Here is a 19,585-nt window from a genome sequence, read left to right as displayed (position 1 = left end):
TTGAACCACGAAACATCTGTGCTCGATATTTTGTGGGACGAACGCGAAAAGTGCTCTTGCGAGATACGGGGTCGCGAAACAAGCGATGTGGGCCCTGAGGGGAACCCCATTACCGTCTACACCTGTAAAACATCGCCCTTGCGCGCGACCATCTCATAGAGCACAGGATTGACGAAGAATCCAATGAAGAGTCTTGAGATCAAGCCTGCAACAATGACGATGGCGAACGGTCTCTGCGTGTCCGAACCGATACCGGTCGAGAGCGCGGCGGGCAACAGTCCGAGGCATGCAACCAAGGCGGTCATCATGATCGGGCGCAGTCTCAGCAGAGACGCTTCGCGGATTGCCGGACGGATTTCGAGGCCTTCCTTGCGCAGCTTGTTGATATAGGAAACGAGGATCACCGCGGTCTCGACCGAGACGCCAAGCAACGCGAGCAATCCCAGAACAGAGGAAACGCTGAAAGGCGTGTTTGTGATCTTCAGCGCGATGAGGGCGCCGACTGGTTCGGTGATAATCACGCCAATAGCGATCGTCATGGGGAACTTGAAATTGCCGTAGAGGGCGAACAAGATCAAGAAAATCAGTACAACCGCAAGCGGCCCGATGAAATACATCTGGGAGCGCGCATCGAGGAATTGGCTGTACTCACCACCCCATTCCATCGAGTAGCCCTGGGGCAGGGTCACGGCCTGTTTGACAGCTCTCTGCCCGTCGCGGACGGCGCGCTCGAGATCTCGACCTTCTATGCTGTACTGCACGCCGATGTAGCGCGAGTTGTTTTCGCGATAGATGAATGCGGCGCCGTTGCCTTGCCGGATGTTCGCGAGTTGGCTTAGCGGAATCTGTTGACCATCCGGCGTACCAACGAGAAGGTTGCCAATCTCGCCGGCGCTGCTGCGGAATTGTGGCTGCATTCGCACGACAAGATCAAAAAGCTTTTCTCCCTGGATGACCTGCGTGACCGCTTGGCCACCGACCGCCGCCGAAATCACAGCCTGCACATCCGAGACGTTGATTCCATAGCGTGCGATCTTGTCGCGGTCAACTTCTACGAGCAGGCTCGGCTGGCCCAATTCTCGAACGACCGTGAGATTCGTAAACCCTCGAACCTTCGATAGCGTGTTCTTGATCTGGATGGCCTTGTCCTGAAGTACGTTGAGATCGTCGCCGTAAATCTTGACAGCCAGCGAACTCTTCAGCCCAGTAAGCGCTTCGTCCACGGCATCTTCGGCCGGCTGCGTGTAATTGAAAATGATTCCCGGAAACGCAGTCAGCTTCTTATTGATCGAATCAATGAGTTCCTGCTTGTCGCTTATGTCGCCTTCCCACGCCTTGTTCTTGTACGGTTTCAAACCGACATAGAACTCGCAGTTAAAAAATCCGGTGGGGTCGGTGCCATCGTCAGGGCGCCCCAGTTCAGATCCAACTACGGTGACTTGCGGATACGACATCAATATGTTGCGTATCTGGGGAGCGATGCTGCTCGCTTCTTCGAAGGAGATCGTGTACGGCATGGTGGCGCGTACCCAGAGCGCGCCTTCATCCAGGTGCGGCATGAATTCGCCGCCGATAAAAGGAACGAGCAACAACGTCGCTCCGAAAATGAGAGCGGCAATCACAATCGTGGTTTTCGGCCGTTCGAGTGCCCAGTCGAGTTGCACGGCGTAGATGCGCTTCATCCACTCGAAGGCGCGATTCGATTTTTCGCGGACGCCCTTCTTGAACCAGTAGGAAGCCAGCACCGGGACCAGGGTAAGGGTGAGAATGAGCGCTCCAACCAGAGCAAAACACATGGTCTCGGCCATCGGATGAAAGAGTTTTCCCGATGGACCGCTCAACGCGTAAATCGGCAAGTAACCGGCAAGAATGACCGCGACAGAATAGAAGATAGGACGATCGACGTCTCTCGCGGCGGTGAGGATCACTTCATGGAGGCTGTACGTCTGCCCTTCGCGCAGCGAGAGCTCGCGATAGATGTTCTCCACCATCACGACGGTTCCGTCGATAACAATACCGAAGTCGATGGCGCCGATCGAAAGGAGGTTGGCAGCTACATCGTGTGCGTGGAGAACGATGAAGGCGAACAGGAGCGAGAGGGGAATAGTGAGTGCAACGATCACCGCGGCCCGGAAGCTGACCAGGAAGAAGATCAAGACAACCAGGACCAGCACCATACCGCGAAGCAAGTTTGCCTCGACCGTGTCGGTCGTGAGATCGACGAGATCGCTGCGATCGTAGAAGGGGTGAACCTTTACGTCGGGCGGCAGAATCCGACTGTTCAACTCCTGCGTCTTTGCCTCAACATCCTTCAGGACATTCTGAGTCTGTTCTCCGCGAAGCATCAGGATGACGCCCTCAACGGCGTCATCGTTTCTCTGGAATCCGAACTGGCCAAGGCGGGGCGCGTGCCCAATTATGACGTCCCCAACGTCGCGGACACGAATCGGTACACCTTTATTCGCCCCGACAACGACGTTGCCGATATCTTCTGTGTTGCGTAAGAGGCCGATTCCGCGAACGTAGTAAAACTGGCCTCCCTGCGAGTAGAATCCGCCGCCGGCGTTCGAGTTATTGGCTGTCAAGGCAGCCGTAACTTGGGGAACGGTCAGGTGGTATCCGTAAATCCGTGCCGGATCCAGGAGCACCTGATACTGCATGGTGGTTCCGCCGAAGCCGGAGTCGTCGGCAACACCGGGAACGGCCCGATACGCCCTCTCAACCACCCAGTCCTCAATGGTCTTCAGTTCCTGTGGACTTCGATCGGGACTCTCGAGCACATAGCGATAAACCAGGCCGCTCGGGCTGAAGAGTGGAGCGAGAGACGGGGTGACACCGGTAGGTAGAGTGGCTTGCGCGAGCCGCTCAAACACGATCTGTCGTGCGAAGTAGTCGTTGGTTGTATCCGTGAAGGTCAGTCGGACATCGGAAAGGCCATAGAGAGAGATCGACCGCATCACCACGAGATGCGGCACGCCATTCATTTCCAGTTCCAGCGGCAAGGTGACCAAGCGCTCGACTTCTTCGGCGGCGTGATCGGGCCACTGGGTGATGATCTCAACCTGCGGCGGGGCGAGATCCGGATAGGCATCTACCGGCATCCGTTGGAACGAGAGAATTCCTGCCACCGTGATAAAAGCGGTAAGCATCAGTACAAAAAATTTTTGCCGCAGAGCTGCGTGGACGATTCTATGAATCATTAATTCGTTCTATTCGACTTTATGTAGAGCGCCTTCACGGATGATCGAACCATAGAGTTAGCGTTGCAGCGAGTTCGCAAACTGCAAGAACAAGCTCCCGTTCCCCACAACTTTGTCGCCGGTTTTGAGGCCGCTGGTGATTTCAGTTTTTCCATTCACGCTTTCGCCAAGCGTCACCGGTCGCCTGCCAAACTGTTCCGAGGCGGTCTCGGTATACACGAATGGTTGATTCTCGTTATCTCGGAGAATCGCCGCATCAGGCAAAACCAGTGCATTCTTAATCTCGCCCGCATTGACAGTTGCTGTCACGTACATGTCTTTCTTCAATTTCCCGCCCGGATTGTTCGTCTCGATACGAGCTTGCAACGTCCGCGTGTTGGGATCCAACGAGGCTGCAATGTACGAGATGCGGCCGTGAAACACGTCGGGATAAGCATCGGTCTGGATCTCAACCGTGTCGCCGACACGCACGTACGGCAAGTCTTTTTGATAGACATTTACCAACACCCACACGGTGCTTACGTCGGAAATCGTGAAGCATTGTGTGGATCCCGGCTGGATGAGTTGTCCAACAGCGACGTTTTGCTCCACTACCAAGCCGCTGATAGGAGCCTTCACTGGAACTTCGAAGGTCGGCGCAGTCCTGACCAGCTCATCCGGGTCGGTAATGCCTAACACCTTGAGAGCCGATTGCGCCGCAACCAGGTCACCCCCCGCCTGCACTTCTGCCGATTCCGCCTGCTCCAGGTTTTGTTCCGAGATGGCGTGGTGATCGTAGAGGTCTTTCGCGCGTGCAAATGCCTTTTGCGACAGCGCGTAAGCATCCTTCGCCTTCAGGTAATTGGTGCGGAGCTGCGAAAAATCCGGGCTCGCTACATAGAGCATCGGTTCGCCCTGGTGCACGTTCTGTCCGGGAACCACAACGACTCGGCTCACTGGGCCGCTTACCTGTGTGATCACTGGGGTCGTGTGGAAGCTGTTGTACGCGACCGCACCTGTTAAACGTAGCGAGCGAGTGAGCGCAGTCGGTTCAACGGTGATGATCTGGACGTGGGATAGTTGGTCGCTAGGAACGGTGAACAGCTCTGGATTCGTGGGATTGCCCCCCTCACGAGTGTTGCTGCTCTTCGCTCCGCCACCCTGGCAACTCGACAGCACGAGCGCGAGCGCGGCAAGAATCGCCGCCGGCGCCAATCGCTGCCACGTTCGATTGAAAATCATCATGGCAGCTTCCTCGTCCCTACAGCTTCCTTAAGTTGTTCGATTGCCGTCATGTAAGACGCCAGTGATTGGCGATACGCCAGTTGCACTGAGCGAAAACTGCGCTCGGCGTCGAGGTAATCCAACAGGCTGGCGGCACCGCGCTTGTAGGCATACTCGCTGATGTCACGAGAATCCTGCGATTCCTTGAGGTATCCGGAAATGTACAACTGCACCACCTGCTCGTTGCTGCCGACTGCCTCGTAAGCATTCAATACATCTGTCATGACCGTGTCATTCGCTGCTTGTTCCTGCGCCTGCGCCTGAGTGAGAGCATACCGGGTGCGCGCGATTTCTCCCTGGTTCCGATTAAAGATGGGAAGATCGAAACTCACGAAGATGGACCCGCTCGTCGCGCCGGCGACATGTGAGACGTCGTAGGTGCCATTTACGTCTACTTTGGCGTTGGCCTTGGCGAGTTGAATCTGGCTTTGTGCTGCGGTCACGCCTAGCTGAGAGGCTCGGAAATCAGGCCGCTCGCGCATGGCCAGAATCTGCAGATCCTCCACTCTCCCCTTCAGCGGCTGAAAAGCTAGGTCGCCGGCTACGTCAAAGTCGACGGGAACCGTGTTGTATCCGAGCGATTGCCGCAATCCCGCGAGCGCTTGAACCTTAGCAAGTCGTGCAGAAGAGACGTCCGTCTGAAACTGCAACAATTGCAGCTTGATCTTCAGGTAATCGCCTTCGCTGATGTATCCAGCCTTATATTGCGTTTCGCTGATATCGACCGTCTGCTGAAAGCTCTTCAAGTCCTGCGAAGCGAAGTCCAAGGTGGATTCTGCGAGCAATACGCTTACGAATTGCTGCCCTATGTTGAAAGCGAGGGTGCGCTCGGCGTCGGCCACCTGAGCCTTCGTGACGGCCGTCTGATCACGGGCCGCTTGTAAACGCCTCTGCCGCTTGTGACCGCGTTCGAAGAGATACCCGACGCCAATATCGAACTGCTGTGCTTGATCGAGGTAGTCTCCGGAAAAGTCCTGCGGGCTGAAAATCGGAACGAATTGGCTGTCCGCCCCTAACGTGGGATTTGGTCGAAGATTGGCAGTAATCTCCTGTGCCTCGTTCTGCAAGATCAGCGTGCGCTGCGCCTGTAACGCAGGGCTTTTCGCAAGGGCGAGATCCACCGCCTCATCGAGGGTGATGCGAGTCGCAGTCTGCCCCATCCCAGCGCCGAGGAGGAGCAAGAGAAGTGCTGACAGAGCAAATGCCTGAAAATGAAATGAGGGGGATGTAGTTGAATCTGAAACGGGTTGATTGCATCGATGCCGCGGTCGCATTATTAGTGGAAGAGAAAGTTTACGCTACTCTACGTCGACACTGCCCCTCGCCTGTGTAAAGAAGCGCAGAGCACGCCGAGAAACAATTGTATCTCCCCGCCGAAAACAGCCCACGTCTGTGCCGGCTACCCGAACGCGGCAGCTTCTCGGGTTGAGTTGAATACGGCCTTCGGAGATCTCCAATCGAGTCGCCATGCCCCGCGTTTTCCAATCCTGAGTTTGTGAACCAGCCTTTCCCATTTTGTCGGGCCAAAACTAAGTCGGCCCTTCCTTATTATTTATTTGTTGAAGACAGTGGGTGGGGAAGTCCGTTCGAATGGCACCTTCGTGTATGTGCACGCCAGCATTTACGGCCAGAATCCCCGACATCATTTCGGCAGCGGGGCGGCAGACTCCGGCAATTGTGTGGCAAGCGGGGCGTCGGCCTGCTCATGAAGTTCGCGCACCTTGGCCAGCTCTTTGCGCGATTCCTCGGACCGCCCGAGTCGCTGCAGAACTCGGCCGAGTTTAAAGTGTGCATCCGGTTGGCTCGGATCGAGTTTGATGGCGTGCTTGAGAGCTTCCATGGCTTCCTCATACTGCTTTTGTTCGGTCAGCACGGAACCGAGATCTACATATGCCATTCGAAGATCAGGCTTGGCACTGATCGCCTTGCGGAGGAACTTTGAGGCTTCTTCCAGCCGATTCTGTTTCATGGCGATATCGCCAAGATAGCCCAAGGCGAGAGCGTGATCCGAATCGATCGCGAGTTCTTTCTCAAATTCGGCTTTGGCGTCGTCATATTGGTGCGACTTCCAGAAAAGATAACCGAGCCCAAAGTGCAGATTAGGCTCGCGCGGTGAGATGTTGACCGCGGCTTTGAATTCCTCAATGGCGGCAGCGGTGTGTCCTGTTCCATCGAGCGCCTCGCCGGTGAGCATATGAACCGCGGCCGATTGCGGATTCTGGGCGGAGATTTGGCGGAATTCCTCGAGCGCACAGTCGTAATTCCGGGCGGAGAGACAGCTTTGCGCCAGCACCTGATGCAATTCAATGTTGGCTGGATCTGCCTTGGCGGCGATTCCGAGATACTTGCTTGCCTCGGCAAATTGCTTCGACCCGTAGTAACTCAAACCAAGTAAAGTCACCGCCTGCTTACTGGCTGGATCCGCGGCGTAGGCGGCTTTGAGTGGCGGTATGGCTGCTACGAAGTTATTTCGCTTGAACTCCGCCAGTCCAAGATTGAGTTGCACCCCCGGCAGAGAAGGATCAAGCGTGAGCGCTTTGCGATCAGCTGCAGCGGCCTCCTGATATTTCTGTTCCTTCGACAGGACTACACCCAGACTGGCAAAGGCACCCGCATCTTTGGGATTTTGCTTGATGACCTCGCGCCAGGTCCTCTCCGCTTCCTGGAGTTTCCCTTGTTGTTCAAAGGCGATGGCTGCGGAAGGATCGGGGGCCTGGGCGAATACGAAATACGGAAGAAAAAAAAGCGATACGACGACAAAACAGCCCCGCGCCACAATCAGGTTCCCCATTCTCAAACGCCTATCCGGTCAGTGTGCGTGCGGTTCATTCTAACTGCTGTGTGCACGCACCCTTTACTTGTGCGAATCAAAAAAAACCCCGACTCGCCAGGAGGTCTGCGAGTCGGGGGAGAAGGTGTGCATGCTTAAAACACGAGTTTGAGCCCGAACTGAAATTCGCGCGGGTCGAATGCGGCGGTTACCGCCCCGAAGTTACCGGAGCCGAAGTTTGTGCTGATGCCGCCGTTGTTGTAATCACCCTTAAACTGCGTGTGGTTCCAGGTGTTAAACGAATCTGCCCGGAATTCGATCCGACTGCCGCGATCGTTCAGAGTGAAGCTCTTGAACAGTGAGAGGTTCCAGTTGTCACGCCCAGGACCGCGGACCGTATTGTGGCCGAGGTCGCCCCAGCAGTCCGGTCCGGTCGTGCAAGTGGGAGCCGAGAATGCGGAGGTGTCGAACCATTCGTTCACGGATTGCGGGTAGGTGACCGCTCCATTCACGTTGGGCCGATTACCACTGTTCGTTACGAAGCCGCCGTTGAACAAACTCGAGACATTGCTACCGCTCAAGCCGATTGCCAAGGGCGCACCCGACTCCATGGTCACAATTCCCGACACCTGCCAGCCGCCGAGAATCGTTCTTACTGCACGGCTGTCGTTGTTGTTGAACAGAGGAATCGAGTACACGAAGTTTGCGAACGCGATATGCGTACGATCGAACGGAGAGGGTCCTTTATCGTACTGCCATCCGACGTACGGGTTGGTTACGTTGTTGAGATCGCCGCCGCTTCCGTTGCTGGTGGCTGCGTCAATGGCCTTCGACCATGTGTAGCCGAACTGATACTGGAAGTCCCGCTTCAAGTTACCTCGCAGGTCGACCTGCAGGGAGTTGTAGCTGGCGTTCGCCTCGTTCTCGGCCAGGCGAATATCGCCGAAACCGAGGTAGGGCATTTGTTGATTGATGCCGGCGCCGTTGCTCGCTAACAGAGCGGGCAACGAGGTGATCGCCGGAAGATTGATCTGGCGATAATCGTTCTGATGGCGTGACTGGCTGCCAACATACGAGATACCGAGGACCGACGCTTCACCGAGCGACTGCTGGAACCCGAAGCTGTACTGGTAGTTGACGGGAAGTTTGTAGTTTTCCGAATCAATACCGCTCACCACGAGTGGCAACACCGGCAGGGCCGCTGCTGTGATCGAATTGCCAGTCTTAATGTTGTATCCCGGGTTAGAGAGGGAGACACTGTTTAGCAGTGGCTGCAAGTCGTTGGGCGGGTTCACGGCACCGTTGTACATATCGTTGCCCTGAATGCGCTCATACATGATGCCGAAGCCGCCACGAACCACGCTCTTGCCCTGTCCAGTAAGGTCATAGGCGAAGCCCAGACGAGGTCCGAACGCTGCCCAATGGTTGTTCACCAGTCCATTGGGAACGCCGTTCAAACCACCGATGCCGATGCCGTTCACATAGAACCCCACACCGCTGAGGATTGGGTTCGAACTTGTACCCAAGCCCGGGCTGGGTCCACCTGGACAAGCAGGAACCGAGTTTGCGCTGCAGATGTTCCCGTTCGCATCGAACGTCGCCGCATTCGCGGGATCGTAGAGGTTGCGGTAGAAGTTGGACGATTGATTGTTCGCTTCGTAGGTGTGAGGTACACCGTCCCAACGAAGTCCGAGGTTCAGGGTCAACCGGTGAGTTACGCGCCAGTTGTCTTGAACATAGGCTGCCCAGGATACGTTGTTCCAATTCCCACTGATCTTCACCGCATCCTCGGTGTACTGCTGTGCATATCCGAGGAGGAAGTCGGCAAAGTCATTGCCGCTAAATCCACCGTTGAAAGAGAAATTGCCCTGGGTATTGGCGAAAGCATCCTGAACCTTGGTGTACAAGGCCCAGCTGCCGCCCATCTTGAGCTGGTGAGCGCCCTTGGACCACGTGACATCGTCGCGAACCTGGTAGTCGTTTGCGGCGTTGTTCCATGGCGTCCAGTTGGAGGTGTAGTTGGTGCCCGTGCTGCCGCTCAGCGCGATGGACGGAATACGGGTCTGATCGTTCGGACCGGTAAACAAGCGATTGAAGGTGAAGTCGCCGGGCGCCGAAACCAGTCCCTGCGGGATGATGTGGATGCGGTTGCCGTTGTAGTTAAACGACGCCTCGTTGAGCAGGGTTGGGCTGATCGTGTATGTGGTGTGGATCACCCCGCTGAATGACGGGTTGCCGAAAACGTCGCTGATCGTCGGGACGTTGTCGCCGCTCCACTGCGTGGTGCCATACGTCTGCGACACCTGCTCAGCAATCCAGTGCCCGAAGATCGAGAACTTGGACGAGAACTGGTGGTCAATACGAACGATCTCTTCCGTCACGTTCGTCGGCGAGTTGTTTCCGCCTTGGAACTGCACGCCGTTCGTCGGCAAGGGGAAAATACCTGCCTTCAGCAACGATTGCGAGTTCGGATCGATCAGGCAATCTGGGATGGTATTCGCGGGGAACGGTTGGCCCGGAATCAACGATGCACGCACGGCGCCGGAACAATTCGCCCCGAAGTTCGCAATGCCCGTCGGAACGGTGATGATGTTCGGGTCCCCGTTCGGCAGGGTTGTCGGAATCACTGCGCCCGTTCCCGTTCCGTTCGCATCCGGATACGCGCTCGCGAGCGGCACAGTCTGGTTCAACTGTCCACCCTGCACCAACCGGCGCCATTCCTGGTTGTAGAAGAAGAATGTCGGATGGTCTTTCCAGAGCGGCACTTGACCGCCGACATTGAAGCCGAAGTTGTTGTAGCGGAGTTCGGCAACTTTCGCCGGCGCCGGGTTGAAGTAGTTACGTGCGTCCAAAGCATCGTTGCGGAGGAACTCCCACGCCGACGCGTGGAACCGGTTGGTGCCCGACTTGACTGCGGTGGTAATGGTTGCGGCGGACGACAGGCCATACTCGGCGCTGTAGTTCGACGTCATGTTCGTGAATTCTGCGATCGCTTCGAGCGAAGGCATCACACTCGCGCTGCTGCCGCCGCGATCGAGGTTCTCGCCGCCATCGAGGATCTGCAGGTTGTGGCCTGGCCGCTGGCCGTTGATGCTCACGTTACTGTCGCCGCTTACCGGCGTTGGCGTGATGAAGTCTCCTTGCACACTCGAGGCGCCCGGAGTCAATGCGTATAGGGTGTAAACGCTTCTGCCATTGGTAGACAGTTGCGCAACTTGTTTACCGTCGATGACCGTGCTGACTTCGCCGGTCTGGGTTTGCACTTGAACTGCATTCGCTTCCACCGTTACGGTCTGCTTCGTGGACCCCACGGCAAGAGCAAAGTCAATGCGGGTACGATCGCCCACGTTGAGGGCGACGTTGGTTTTCTGCGCGACACCGAAGCCTTCGGACTGCGCAGTGATGTTGTAGTGTCCGATGGGCAGCGCTGCCGCTGCGAACTGTCCTTCGCTGTTAGTCGTGACGTTACGGACTTGACCCGTTTCGATATGGGTGATGGTGATCGTCACGTTAGGAACATTCGCGCCGGTAGGATCGGTAACTGTCCCGACCACGGTCGCTTCTTGTCCGAAAACGTGAGCTGAAAAGAAAAGCACTAGCGCGCACAGGATCGCAAAACGCGATCGATGCACGGCGCGCAGACACAGCTCTGGCACCCGAGTTAACGCACAGTACATGAAACCTCCGAGCACAGCAATCTGCAAAGCAAAGTTCCGTTAACGTTAACGGAAAGCAAGCGTCATCGCTTTTAATCCTTTTCGGGAATCATTGTCAAGTTGTTTCGAGTTATTTGTTGTAGCTGTTCGGGCTTAGTGCTAAGGAAAGTTCCTACACCTTCGTGGCGAGAGAGGCCACGCGCACCACGTCCGGAAGCTTCGTTTCACTGCGACGCATCTCGCGGAAAAGGTGCAAATTCGAAGACATGACAACCCCAGGACTTAAGTGCACAGTAGGCGGAAATGGCTGGTTTGCCGTGAGGTTGTCGGCGAGTAATCTGACCGCCAGTTGGCCTTGTCGGTGGGGTTGCTGGTAGATCGATGCGGTGATTGTGCCCTTGGCGAAATAGGTCGCCATCTCCGCAAACAAGTCGGTCGTAATCAGTTTGACTCTCCCTGCGAGTTGGCGCGCCCCAAGTGCTCGACACACGGGAAGACAGTTCACGGTGTTGACGTAAAGACCAGCCAAGTCCGGAACTCTACCCAGTAGATCGAAGGTCTTCTGGAAGCTTTCGTCCTCGTCCTCGTGGCCCTCGATAACGCCCACGATTTGGCCGCCATGGCAGTGTTTCGGGAACGTTACCGAGAAGCCCTCCGTCTTGCTGAGATGGTCCATGGCAGTGAGCATGCCGGCAACCACGGCAACCTTCGATCCTGCGGGCACGAACTTTCCCATCAACTCGCCGGCAAGCTGGCCATTGAGTCTCGGCTCAACGCAAACGATGCTGGAACGCAGGCTCTCCGGAGCGTCGGTAGATACACAGACGACAGGAATGTTCCGGCCCTCAGCCTCATTCACCAGGGGCGTCAATCCATCTGGATTTCCTGCGGTGAGAATGACGCCATCCACGCCGTCCTCGATCAATTCACGCAGCGCCTCGGTATCGCCCTCGCCGAGATTTCGTACCGGCCGGAACTCGAATGCAACGCCCATATGCTCCAGGCGGCGGGCTTCTTCGAGCACTCCGCCCCAGAGTTGGTCGTAGAAGAAATGGATTTCGCGCGGAATGCAAACTCCGATGCGCACTCCGGCTTTCCCTGCCGAGAGAGCGCGAGCAGCAAGGTTCGGCGTGTATCCAATTTCCCGCGCGATCTGGAGGATCCGTTCGCGCGTCGCGTGGCTGATTCCGTTTCGCCCGTGCAGCGCACGGTCCACCGTGCCGATGGACACCTGCGCCATCTCCGCGATGAGATGAATCCCGCGTCTCTTCCTGGTCAATGCTCGTCACCCCGCACGCGACTCGCTTGAAATTTCTTTTGATTTCACAGCATCATAAAGTGCTGGCACTCGGAATTTCTCTAAAAATCGAGGTAGCGTAAGTTTGAACCCGCGTCGTGTACGTCGACGGCAATTTGCCGTGCCGCGCATTTTAGCGTCTTACCCGGAGATAGCAACCATGCTTCGCGAGTATTTTTCGAGACCCCTAACCCGTCAAGGGGGAGCAGCCCGATTCAGAAGGGCGTATATTGCGGTTCGGAGTGGGGCCCACGGTGAGCGCACACGGGAGGTGGAGCATGCTGCGCAGTCCTCAGATTTTTTCGTCGCTCAGGTTGTTTTCTCTGCTCCTGCTTTTTCCCTGCGGCGCCATCGCGCAATCCTCGACAACGGCATCGTCTGCGGTGCGAGCGCCGGTCCAGGAATATCCAGTTGTCATGCAGCAGAAAATTCAGGCCGGCAAAACTCCGGTCGGAACCAAGGTCCTGGCGAAACTCGTCGTCGCAACCCTGGTAAATGGATTTGTCTACCCTCGCAACGCGATCTTCTCGGGAGAAGTGACGGAGTCGGTCGCCCGTAACGGCGACGCCCCTTCTCACCTTGCGGTCCGGATGCATTCGCTGCAATGGCGCGACAAATCAACTCCGCTCGAAGTTGACCTTTGCGCATGGATCTATCCCATGGCGTCGACCCGTCCTCAGGACCTCTCCTTTGAGCCGCCCGACGCGGCTAATAGCCCAGGAAAGTGGAATGGAGGCGGCGCATACCCCGATCCAAATAATCCGGTATCGCAAGAGAAATTTCCGGGACGCGATTCTGACCGCGATTCCGGACCGCAAGCTTCCTCGCCATCCTCACAGATTTCCAAGCATCGGGTGATGATGAAAGGCGTCGTTGAAAGCTACGATTCAAACAACCGCATCACACTCTCAGCGGCGAAATTCAATGTGGAAGTCGATAGGATGACAACTTACGTGCTGACATCGTCCGCAAGCGCTTCCAAGTGACGGAGTCGGGTGGCTTACCAGCCGAGGTCGGCATTCTCAGATTCGATCGCTGAGGATCCTGCCGCTCCGGACAGGCGTGAGGAACGAAACTGATTTCGCTTCTTGTAGCTCAGATTGGTAATGAGAAGGCAGATAAAGAATGGCGGAACCATGAGCACGATGATTCCGCTTTTCAATGCACTAATCATTTTCGGGCCTGAAGCTGCGGCCTGCGTATAGCAAAGGGCACAACCCTGGCCAAACAGTCCTGTAGCAGCGAGCAGGACTGCTTGAAATAGCAACACTCGAGCAAAATTTTTCATCGTCGGCTCAGTTCGCCCACGGCTTCATGTGGATCAGCCGGAAGCTGTCGCTCCAGAACATGTTCATCATCAAAAGAACGAAAATCGTCACGGGGATGAGCGCGATCATCAGTAAACGCTTCTCCTGAAAGAGATGCATGAAAAACATGATCCCAAGCCCGGCTTGAACGATTGCGAGCGCCAGCATCTCCAATACATGCTTTCCGATTGTTCCCGGCCGATAGGCGAGCAGGATCTGCAGTCCCGCGATGATCAAAATAACGACATAGATCAGGATGTCGGTTTTGAGGCTCTCCTGACGCGCAGTCTGTTCCATTGTCGTTTCTCCCTATTTCTCGAGGTTCAACAGGTACACGAGCGGCACTACGAACATCCACACCAAGTCCACGAAGTGCCAGTACAGGCCCCAGATCTCGATGTCGGCGGCTTTATATCGTCCTCGCTTAAAGCCGAGGGCGACGACAGTCAAAGCAATCACTCCGCCGAACACGTGCGTTAGGTGTAATCCGGTGATCGAAAAGAACAATGCACCAAACTGCTTCGAACCCCATGGATTCGCAGAGAGTGTGACACCTTCGTGAATCAATCCGATCCACTCGCGAATATGTAGCCCCGCGAAAACGAGTCCAAGAAGTACAGTGATGAACGTCCAGTTGATCGCGCCAAACCTATCGCCAGACTGCGCCTTTCGTACGCCGATCAGCATGGTCAGACTGCTGGTAATGAGCACGAAAGTCATGATCATTACGTTCACGATGCTCGGCGAGAACTTGAACGGTGTCGGCCAATCCGAAGACGCGTTCCGCAGATACCCATATCCATACAACATGGCGCCAAAGGTCACGGCATCCGAGATGATGAACAGCCACATCACCAATTTCTTCGACGGAATCGCAAATGGTGGCGCCTCATAGGCCGGTCCATGCCCAACCTGTGCGATATCAGCTTGACTCACAATTCCTCCCCGAATCGTGGCTGTACTAGAACTTCAAATAGAGAAGCGAGACCACGTAAATCCAAAGCGCACCCATGAAGTGCCAGTAGTAGGCAGTGCCGTCGAGTGTGCTGCGCCGAAGCGTGAATACCGATCCGCTCGTCTTCAAGATCACCCGCGTCAAACCTCCTAAGCCGCCGGCGACGTGGATGGCATGAATCACCGTCAACACATAGAAGAACGAAGCATTCGGGCTAGTGGCGAGATATACGCCCTGGGCTTTCAACTGCGACCACGCTACGAACTGTCCGACTACAAAAATCAAGCCGAGCGCCAGTGTGGAGCCGAGCCACGCAAGCGGCACACTCTGCGATGGAGCGGTTCCCTTCGCATACGCCTTGACCTTCTTGCGTGCAATCTCCAATGTGATGCTGCTTGCCACCAGCACTGCCGAATTCAGCAGGAGGATGTTCGGCAGTACGATGTGGGTCCAATCATTGGAAGCGCCCTTGCGCACGACGACGGCGCTGGTGAACGCCGCAAACATCATCGCGATCGTCGCCAGACCGACCCACACGCCCGTACGTACCGATTCGCCCGCTGGATCCGCTATAGACGGCAAGCGTCCGCTCGTAGAACTCGGCGGTACTGTCGACCCGCCGCTCGTCTTACGCCGCTCTTGGCGTTCAACTTCGACGGCTTGCGCTAGATTCAGTGGTTCATTCAACGCACTCATCGGGTCCCCTTTACTTCTCGTCGCGTTCCACCGCGATCGTCTCGGGTGAAGACTGCATCACGTAGTCTCCGGTCGAGCCCTCTATACCGTACTGGTACGGATCGTGGTAGACCACCGGGTGCACTCCGCCGAAGTTGTCGAACGGCGGTGGTGATGGAACCGTCCACTCGAGAGACGTGCATTCCCACGGATTCACCGGCGCCTTCGGCCCCTTGAAGCGGCTGTAAAGCAAGTTGAGTAGGAAAAGGATCTGGAAGGCCCCAGTGGTCAGGGCCGCGAAGGTGATGAATTTGTGCAGGGGAAGATAGGGCTGTAGGAAGTCGTCCACAAACGACGAATACCGCCGCACATTGCCGACCATGCCGAGATAGTGGAACGGCATGAAAATGCAATAGGCCCCGATGAACGTTCCCCAGAAGTGGATCTTCCCAAGCGTCTCGTTCATCATGTGCCCGGTCATTTTCGGGAACCAGAAATATGTTCCCGCGAACACACCGAAGATCGCCGCTACGCCCATTACCAAGTGGAAGTGCCCGACCACGAAATAGGTCGCGTGCAGATAGATGTCAATGGAAGGCTGAGCCAGGAAAAACCCGCTCACGCCGCCGCTTACGAACATCGAAATAAACCCGAGTGCAAACAGCGATGCGCTGTTAATCCGAAGCCGCGAGCCATACAGACTCCCGAGCCAGATAAGCGTCAGCACTGTCGCGGGAATCGTAATAATCAGCGTCGGGAACGAGAACACCAGCGAAGACAGCGGGTTCATTCCGCTGACGAACATATGGTGTCCCCAAACTACGTAGCTCAGGAATCCGATCGATATCATACTGCCGATAACGACTCTGTGACTCAGCAGCGGCCGCCGCATGCTATTGATCAAAATGTGCGACACGATGCCCATCGCCGGCAGGATCGCAATGTATACCTCGGGATGTCCGAAGAACCAGAAGAGATGCTGCCACAACAGGGCCGAACCACCGCCATGGGGAATGACGTGATCGTTGAAAACCAGTCCCGAAGGGATGAAGAAGCTGGTTCCCGCAACCCGATCCAGACAGAGGAGAATGCAAGCCGGGAGCAGCACTGCGAACGCGAGCAACGCGATGCACGACGTGATAAACCATGCCCACGTGCAGATTGGCATCCGCATCAAGCTCATGCCTTTGGTACGAAGGTCGAGAGTGGTCGCGATGAAGTTCAGCGAACCTAATAGCGACGCGATACAGAAGATCGCAATCGAAATTCCCCAGAGCGTTTGCCCATAAGCCATCCCCGGTCCCGCATCGCCTCCCACCGCGCTGAGCGTTGCGTAGGCAGTCCAGCCGGAAATCGGAGGCCCATCGGGGATGAAGAACGCTGCAATCAACACGCAGAACGCTGCAAAGGTCGTCCAGAACGACATCATGTTGAAGCGCGGGAAGGCCATGTCCTCCGCGCCGATCTGGATCGGCAGGAAGTAGTTACCGAACGCGGCAAACGGAGCATTGGTCAGCACAAAGAAGACCATCAGTGTTCCGTGCATGGTGAGCAGAGAGAGGTAATATTCTGGCGTCATCACGTCGCCGGGCGCGCCGTTCTTGCTTAGCAGGTGCAGGCCCGGAATAGGCGAATTCGGCCACACGAGGTGAATGCGCATCAGCCAGGAAAGAACCATCCCGATGAACACCGCCACCACTGCCAACCCGTAATACTGGAGGCCAATCACCTTGTGATCAAGGCTGAATACATACTTCCGAATGAACCCAGTTGGTGCCACGTGCTGGTGAGATGCTTCTGCTGAACCCAATCCGCTCATTTGCTCTCCCCGCTTTTTCTCGTCATGTTGAGCGAGCCGCGCGTTACGCGGCGTTTCGATTCCCTATTGCTCCGACGTCTTCTGCTTCATCCAAGCGTCGAAATCTTCCTGCGTCATCACATTCAGATAGGCCTTCATGTTGTAGTGGCCCAATCCGCAGAGCTGCGTGCACACAATTTCGTATCTCCCCGGCTTCGTCGCAGTGAAGTGCACCATCAGGTCGAGTCCTGGAACGAAGTCCTGCTGCACCCGCAGTTCGCGTACGTAGAACGAATGTCCCACATCCTTGGAGTGCATCAGGAGTCGGATCTCTCGATTCGCAGGAATGCCGAGCTCGGCAGTTACGACATCGTCGCGTGACTCAACATCATTCGCCGGATCGAGACCAAAAAAGTTCTGGTTGCCTTCATCAATCTTGTCCGGATGCTGCTGGCCAAGCTTGCCGTCGGCGCCGGGATAGCGGAAGTAAAAAGCAAATTGGCCCGCCTGCGTTTGGATCGTCATGGCATCTGCACCGGGAGGTGTGAAGTACTGCCCCGCCCACGCGCGCTGTCCGAAGATTCCCAGCGCCAGCACTTCTGACCCGACAAGCAGTACGGCAGCGACTACCATCGTCCGGGCGCCGCCCGGGAAAGTCCTGATTTTGCCAGGATCTTTGCGGTCGGAGTATCGAAAGACGAAAAACGCGAGCACGAACTGCGCGGCAAGGAAGGCAATACCCGCTTCCGCCATCGTCTCGCCCATCTGATCGTCAATCAGATGACCGTGCGTGGAGATGTCCTGCGCCATCGGGTACCAGTGCATGACGATCGGGATCGCCGATCCGATTGCGATCAACACCAGCACCACTGCGAAGAGTTTGCCCATGCGTCGTCCTTCATTTACTACTTCGAGTAGTAAATAGATAAGGAGGGCCGTAGCGTCCCGCTACAGGCCCTGACTGGTTTTAGTACGCCTTGCCTTTGAATACGAAGTTGATCGTCTTCGTTTCGTTGGCGCCACCGATCGTCACGTCTTGCTGCGAACTCCCGAGCGTCTCCTGCCACGCTGTCACCGTGTACTTGCCCGGTGGCAGGTCCTTCAGGGAGAACCCGCCGTCAGCACCTGTTACACCGAAGTGGTTCGTCTTCAGCACTACGATGTAACCGTGCATCCACGGATGGATGTTGCATTTGACCGGAATGAATTCCGCCTGGTCGAACTTCGCATCGAGCGCAGGCGATCCGGGTGGCTGCGACTTGTTCCATTCGCGGTTGGTTTTCGCCAGCGGATGGATGTTGTGCGAGGTCGGATCGCTGTTCGTGACCTTCATGTCCTGATTCACATGTAAAGCGGTCACGTGTTTGATGTATCGGCAGCCGTGCTGGTCCAGCGTTACCGCTTGTGGAGGTACAGTGCCCTCGTCGTTGGCGCCCGCGGAGATATACACCACGACGTCAGACAAGGAATTGCCCGCACCTACAGTGGCCGTTTCCGTTTTCGGCGGATCACTCGCTGGATAGTCCTTCGCGCACGCCGGCTCCTTCGACATATCAATAACCTTTTGCTTCGGAACCGGGCCATCTACCGTCACCTTGCCACTGATTGTTCCTGCCCACACGCTTGCTGGTGCAATCAGCAGTGCGAGCGCTGCTGCGGTACAGACTTGTTTCGTTCGCATCCGTTTCTCCTGGGATAGAAAACTCAATTTATTTCCCGCTGCTCGGAGACTTCTGCTCCTGCTGCGGAGCTTGGTTGTTCTCCTGCGCCGGAGCGGCAGGAGGCGGAACGTCAGGAATCTTACCGCCTGCCGCCTTCAATACTTCATTCTCTTTGCTCGGACGAGTGGTTTGGAGTGTACGCAGGAAGTGCACTAGGTCCCACGCTTCCTCCGGCTTCACGTTGTCTGCAAACGACGGCATTGGCGTCCCGTCCAATCCGGTCATGAAGTCGCGATAGATATCGGCGTTGGCCTCGCCACACTTCAAGCGTCCGCCGGTCGAGAAGTTGTAGGGCTTGATCGGCTGGTCTTTGCTATCGGTAAGGGTTGCTGCCGAGGGGCCGTCGCTCCGGCCGAGAGGTCCGTGGCACTTCCAGCATTCCAACTTGACGAACAACGCTTTGCCGCGCGCGATGCTGTCAATCGTCACCGGCGTTTCAGGCGTGATCGTGATCGGTGTGCCCGGCTTTTCTGACTTCCACCGCGGCGAGAAGGTCTTCACGTACGCAATCAAGTCGGCGCGCGTTTGTGGTGTCAGCGGACGCCATTGCGGCATGTTACTGGTATTGAAGCCGCGGGTGATCGCGTTGAAGAGATCGTCGTCGGTAGGAAGGGTACCGGTCGGCGTTGATCGGCACTTGAAGGTCGCGGCTGTGAAGTCGCGAGGCTTGGGATCAATCCACGGGGCATTTTCTCCGTTGCCATCGCCATATGGTCCATGGCATCCCACACACCAGCGCCGGTAGTCCTGCTTGCCGTGGTCGGCATGGCCCGTCACTTTGCCGATGTGGGACGTGAAGTCATGCGTCGCTGGCGTTTGCGGAATCGGCTGCGGCATGCCACTTCCCGGAGGTTCCTGTGCGAGCGCCGGGACGGCGATCGCTATGGCGAGGCTGAAGCTCATGGAAACCAGAGTTTTCGTGATCGCATTCATAGTCATCACC

At 56.3% G+C, this 19,585-nt stretch carries 15 protein-coding genes; 1 reads left to right on the top strand and 14 read right to left on the bottom strand.

Features of this window, described 5'->3' with window-relative positions; translation table 11 throughout:
* Nucleotides 1–116: 116 nt before the first annotated feature.
* The 6 genes from ACID345_RS02280 to ACID345_RS02255 form a co-directional block, all read right to left on the bottom strand.
* Nucleotides 117–3,200, bottom strand: coding sequence for an efflux RND transporter permease subunit (locus tag ACID345_RS02280; protein ID WP_011521256.1), 3,084 nt, complete (start codon nucleotides 3,198–3,200; stop codon nucleotides 117–119).
* A 57-nt stretch (nucleotides 3,201–3,257) separates the two neighbouring features.
* On the bottom strand, nucleotides 3,258–4,424 hold the full coding sequence (locus tag ACID345_RS02275) for an efflux RND transporter periplasmic adaptor subunit (RefSeq protein ID WP_011521255.1): 1,167 nt from the start codon (nucleotides 4,422–4,424) through the stop codon (nucleotides 3,258–3,260).
* Nucleotides 4,421–5,623 (bottom strand): TolC family protein, encoded by a 1,203-nt coding sequence (locus tag ACID345_RS02270; protein WP_041855357.1) that lies wholly within the window; start codon nucleotides 5,621–5,623, stop codon nucleotides 4,421–4,423. Before ACID345_RS02270 ends, ACID345_RS02275 begins: the two co-directional genes overlap by 4 nt.
* A gap of 482 nt (nucleotides 5,624–6,105) precedes the next feature.
* A complete protein-coding gene (locus ACID345_RS02265) occupies nucleotides 6,106–7,254 on the bottom strand; it encodes a tetratricopeptide repeat protein (protein ID WP_041855356.1) in 1,149 nt (382 codons plus the stop codon).
* Between the two features lie 134 nt (nucleotides 7,255–7,388).
* Complete coding sequence (locus ACID345_RS02260; RefSeq protein ID WP_187148925.1) at nucleotides 7,389–10,787, bottom strand: TonB-dependent receptor; 3,399 nt, start codon at nucleotides 10,785–10,787, stop codon at nucleotides 7,389–7,391.
* 274 nt (nucleotides 10,788–11,061) lie between these two features.
* Nucleotides 11,062–12,168: a substrate-binding domain-containing protein gene (locus tag ACID345_RS02255; protein ID WP_011521251.1), complete on the bottom strand. Its 1,107-nt coding sequence runs from the start codon at nucleotides 12,166–12,168 to the stop codon at nucleotides 11,062–11,064.
* A 296-nt stretch (nucleotides 12,169–12,464) separates the two neighbouring features.
* Between ACID345_RS02255 and ACID345_RS02250 the strand changes: the two genes are divergently transcribed.
* The gene (locus ACID345_RS02250) at nucleotides 12,465–13,172 is read left to right on the top strand and encodes a hypothetical protein (protein ID WP_011521250.1); all 708 of its coding nucleotides are present in this window, start codon (nucleotides 12,465–12,467) and stop codon (nucleotides 13,170–13,172) included.
* Between the two features lie 14 nt (nucleotides 13,173–13,186).
* On the opposite strand, the gene ACID345_RS26535 is transcribed toward ACID345_RS02250, so the two are convergent.
* The 8 genes from ACID345_RS26535 to ACID345_RS02215 all read right to left on the bottom strand — a co-directional run bounded on the left by ACID345_RS26535 (nucleotide 13,187) and on the right by ACID345_RS02215 (nucleotide 19,575).
* Nucleotides 13,187–13,474 carry a hypothetical protein gene (locus ACID345_RS26535; RefSeq protein ID WP_011521249.1) on the bottom strand — a complete coding sequence of 96 codons (288 nt, stop codon included), beginning with the start codon at nucleotides 13,472–13,474 and terminating at the stop codon, nucleotides 13,187–13,189.
* 7 nt (nucleotides 13,475–13,481) lie between these two features.
* Complete coding sequence (locus tag ACID345_RS02245; protein WP_011521248.1) at nucleotides 13,482–13,790, bottom strand: cytochrome C oxidase subunit IV family protein; 309 nt, start codon at nucleotides 13,788–13,790, stop codon at nucleotides 13,482–13,484.
* A gap of 12 nt (nucleotides 13,791–13,802) precedes the next feature.
* Entirely contained in the window at nucleotides 13,803–14,429 is a 627-nt protein-coding gene (locus tag ACID345_RS02240; RefSeq protein ID WP_011521247.1) for a cytochrome c oxidase subunit 3, read from the bottom strand.
* 25 nt (nucleotides 14,430–14,454) lie between these two features.
* Entirely contained in the window at nucleotides 14,455–15,144 is a 690-nt protein-coding gene (locus ACID345_RS02235; protein WP_011521246.1) for a cytochrome c oxidase subunit 3, read from the bottom strand.
* Nucleotides 15,145–15,154: 10 nt separating this feature from the next.
* Entirely contained in the window at nucleotides 15,155–16,903 is a 1,749-nt protein-coding gene (locus tag ACID345_RS02230; protein WP_228370723.1) for a cytochrome c oxidase subunit I, read from the bottom strand.
* A 102-nt stretch (nucleotides 16,904–17,005) separates the two neighbouring features.
* Entirely contained in the window at nucleotides 17,006–17,809 is an 804-nt protein-coding gene (locus tag ACID345_RS25045) for a cytochrome c oxidase subunit II (protein WP_011521244.1), read from the bottom strand.
* A 79-nt stretch (nucleotides 17,810–17,888) separates the two neighbouring features.
* A complete protein-coding gene (locus tag ACID345_RS25040) occupies nucleotides 17,889–18,602 on the bottom strand; it encodes a carboxypeptidase regulatory-like domain-containing protein (protein ID WP_011521243.1) in 714 nt (237 codons plus the stop codon).
* A 28-nt stretch (nucleotides 18,603–18,630) separates the two neighbouring features.
* On the bottom strand, nucleotides 18,631–19,575 hold the full coding sequence (locus ACID345_RS02215) for a c-type cytochrome (RefSeq protein WP_011521242.1): 945 nt from the start codon (nucleotides 19,573–19,575) through the stop codon (nucleotides 18,631–18,633).
* Nucleotides 19,576–19,585 lie beyond the last annotated feature (10 nt).

Origin of the sequence: Candidatus Koribacter versatilis Ellin345 (assembly GCF_000014005.1) — a bacterium.
Lineage (GTDB): Bacteria > Acidobacteriota > Terriglobia > Terriglobales > Acidobacteriaceae > Korobacter > Korobacter versatilis_A.
Note: the sequence above shows the minus strand (reverse complement) of the source record. Positions and strands in the feature narration are given on the sequence as shown.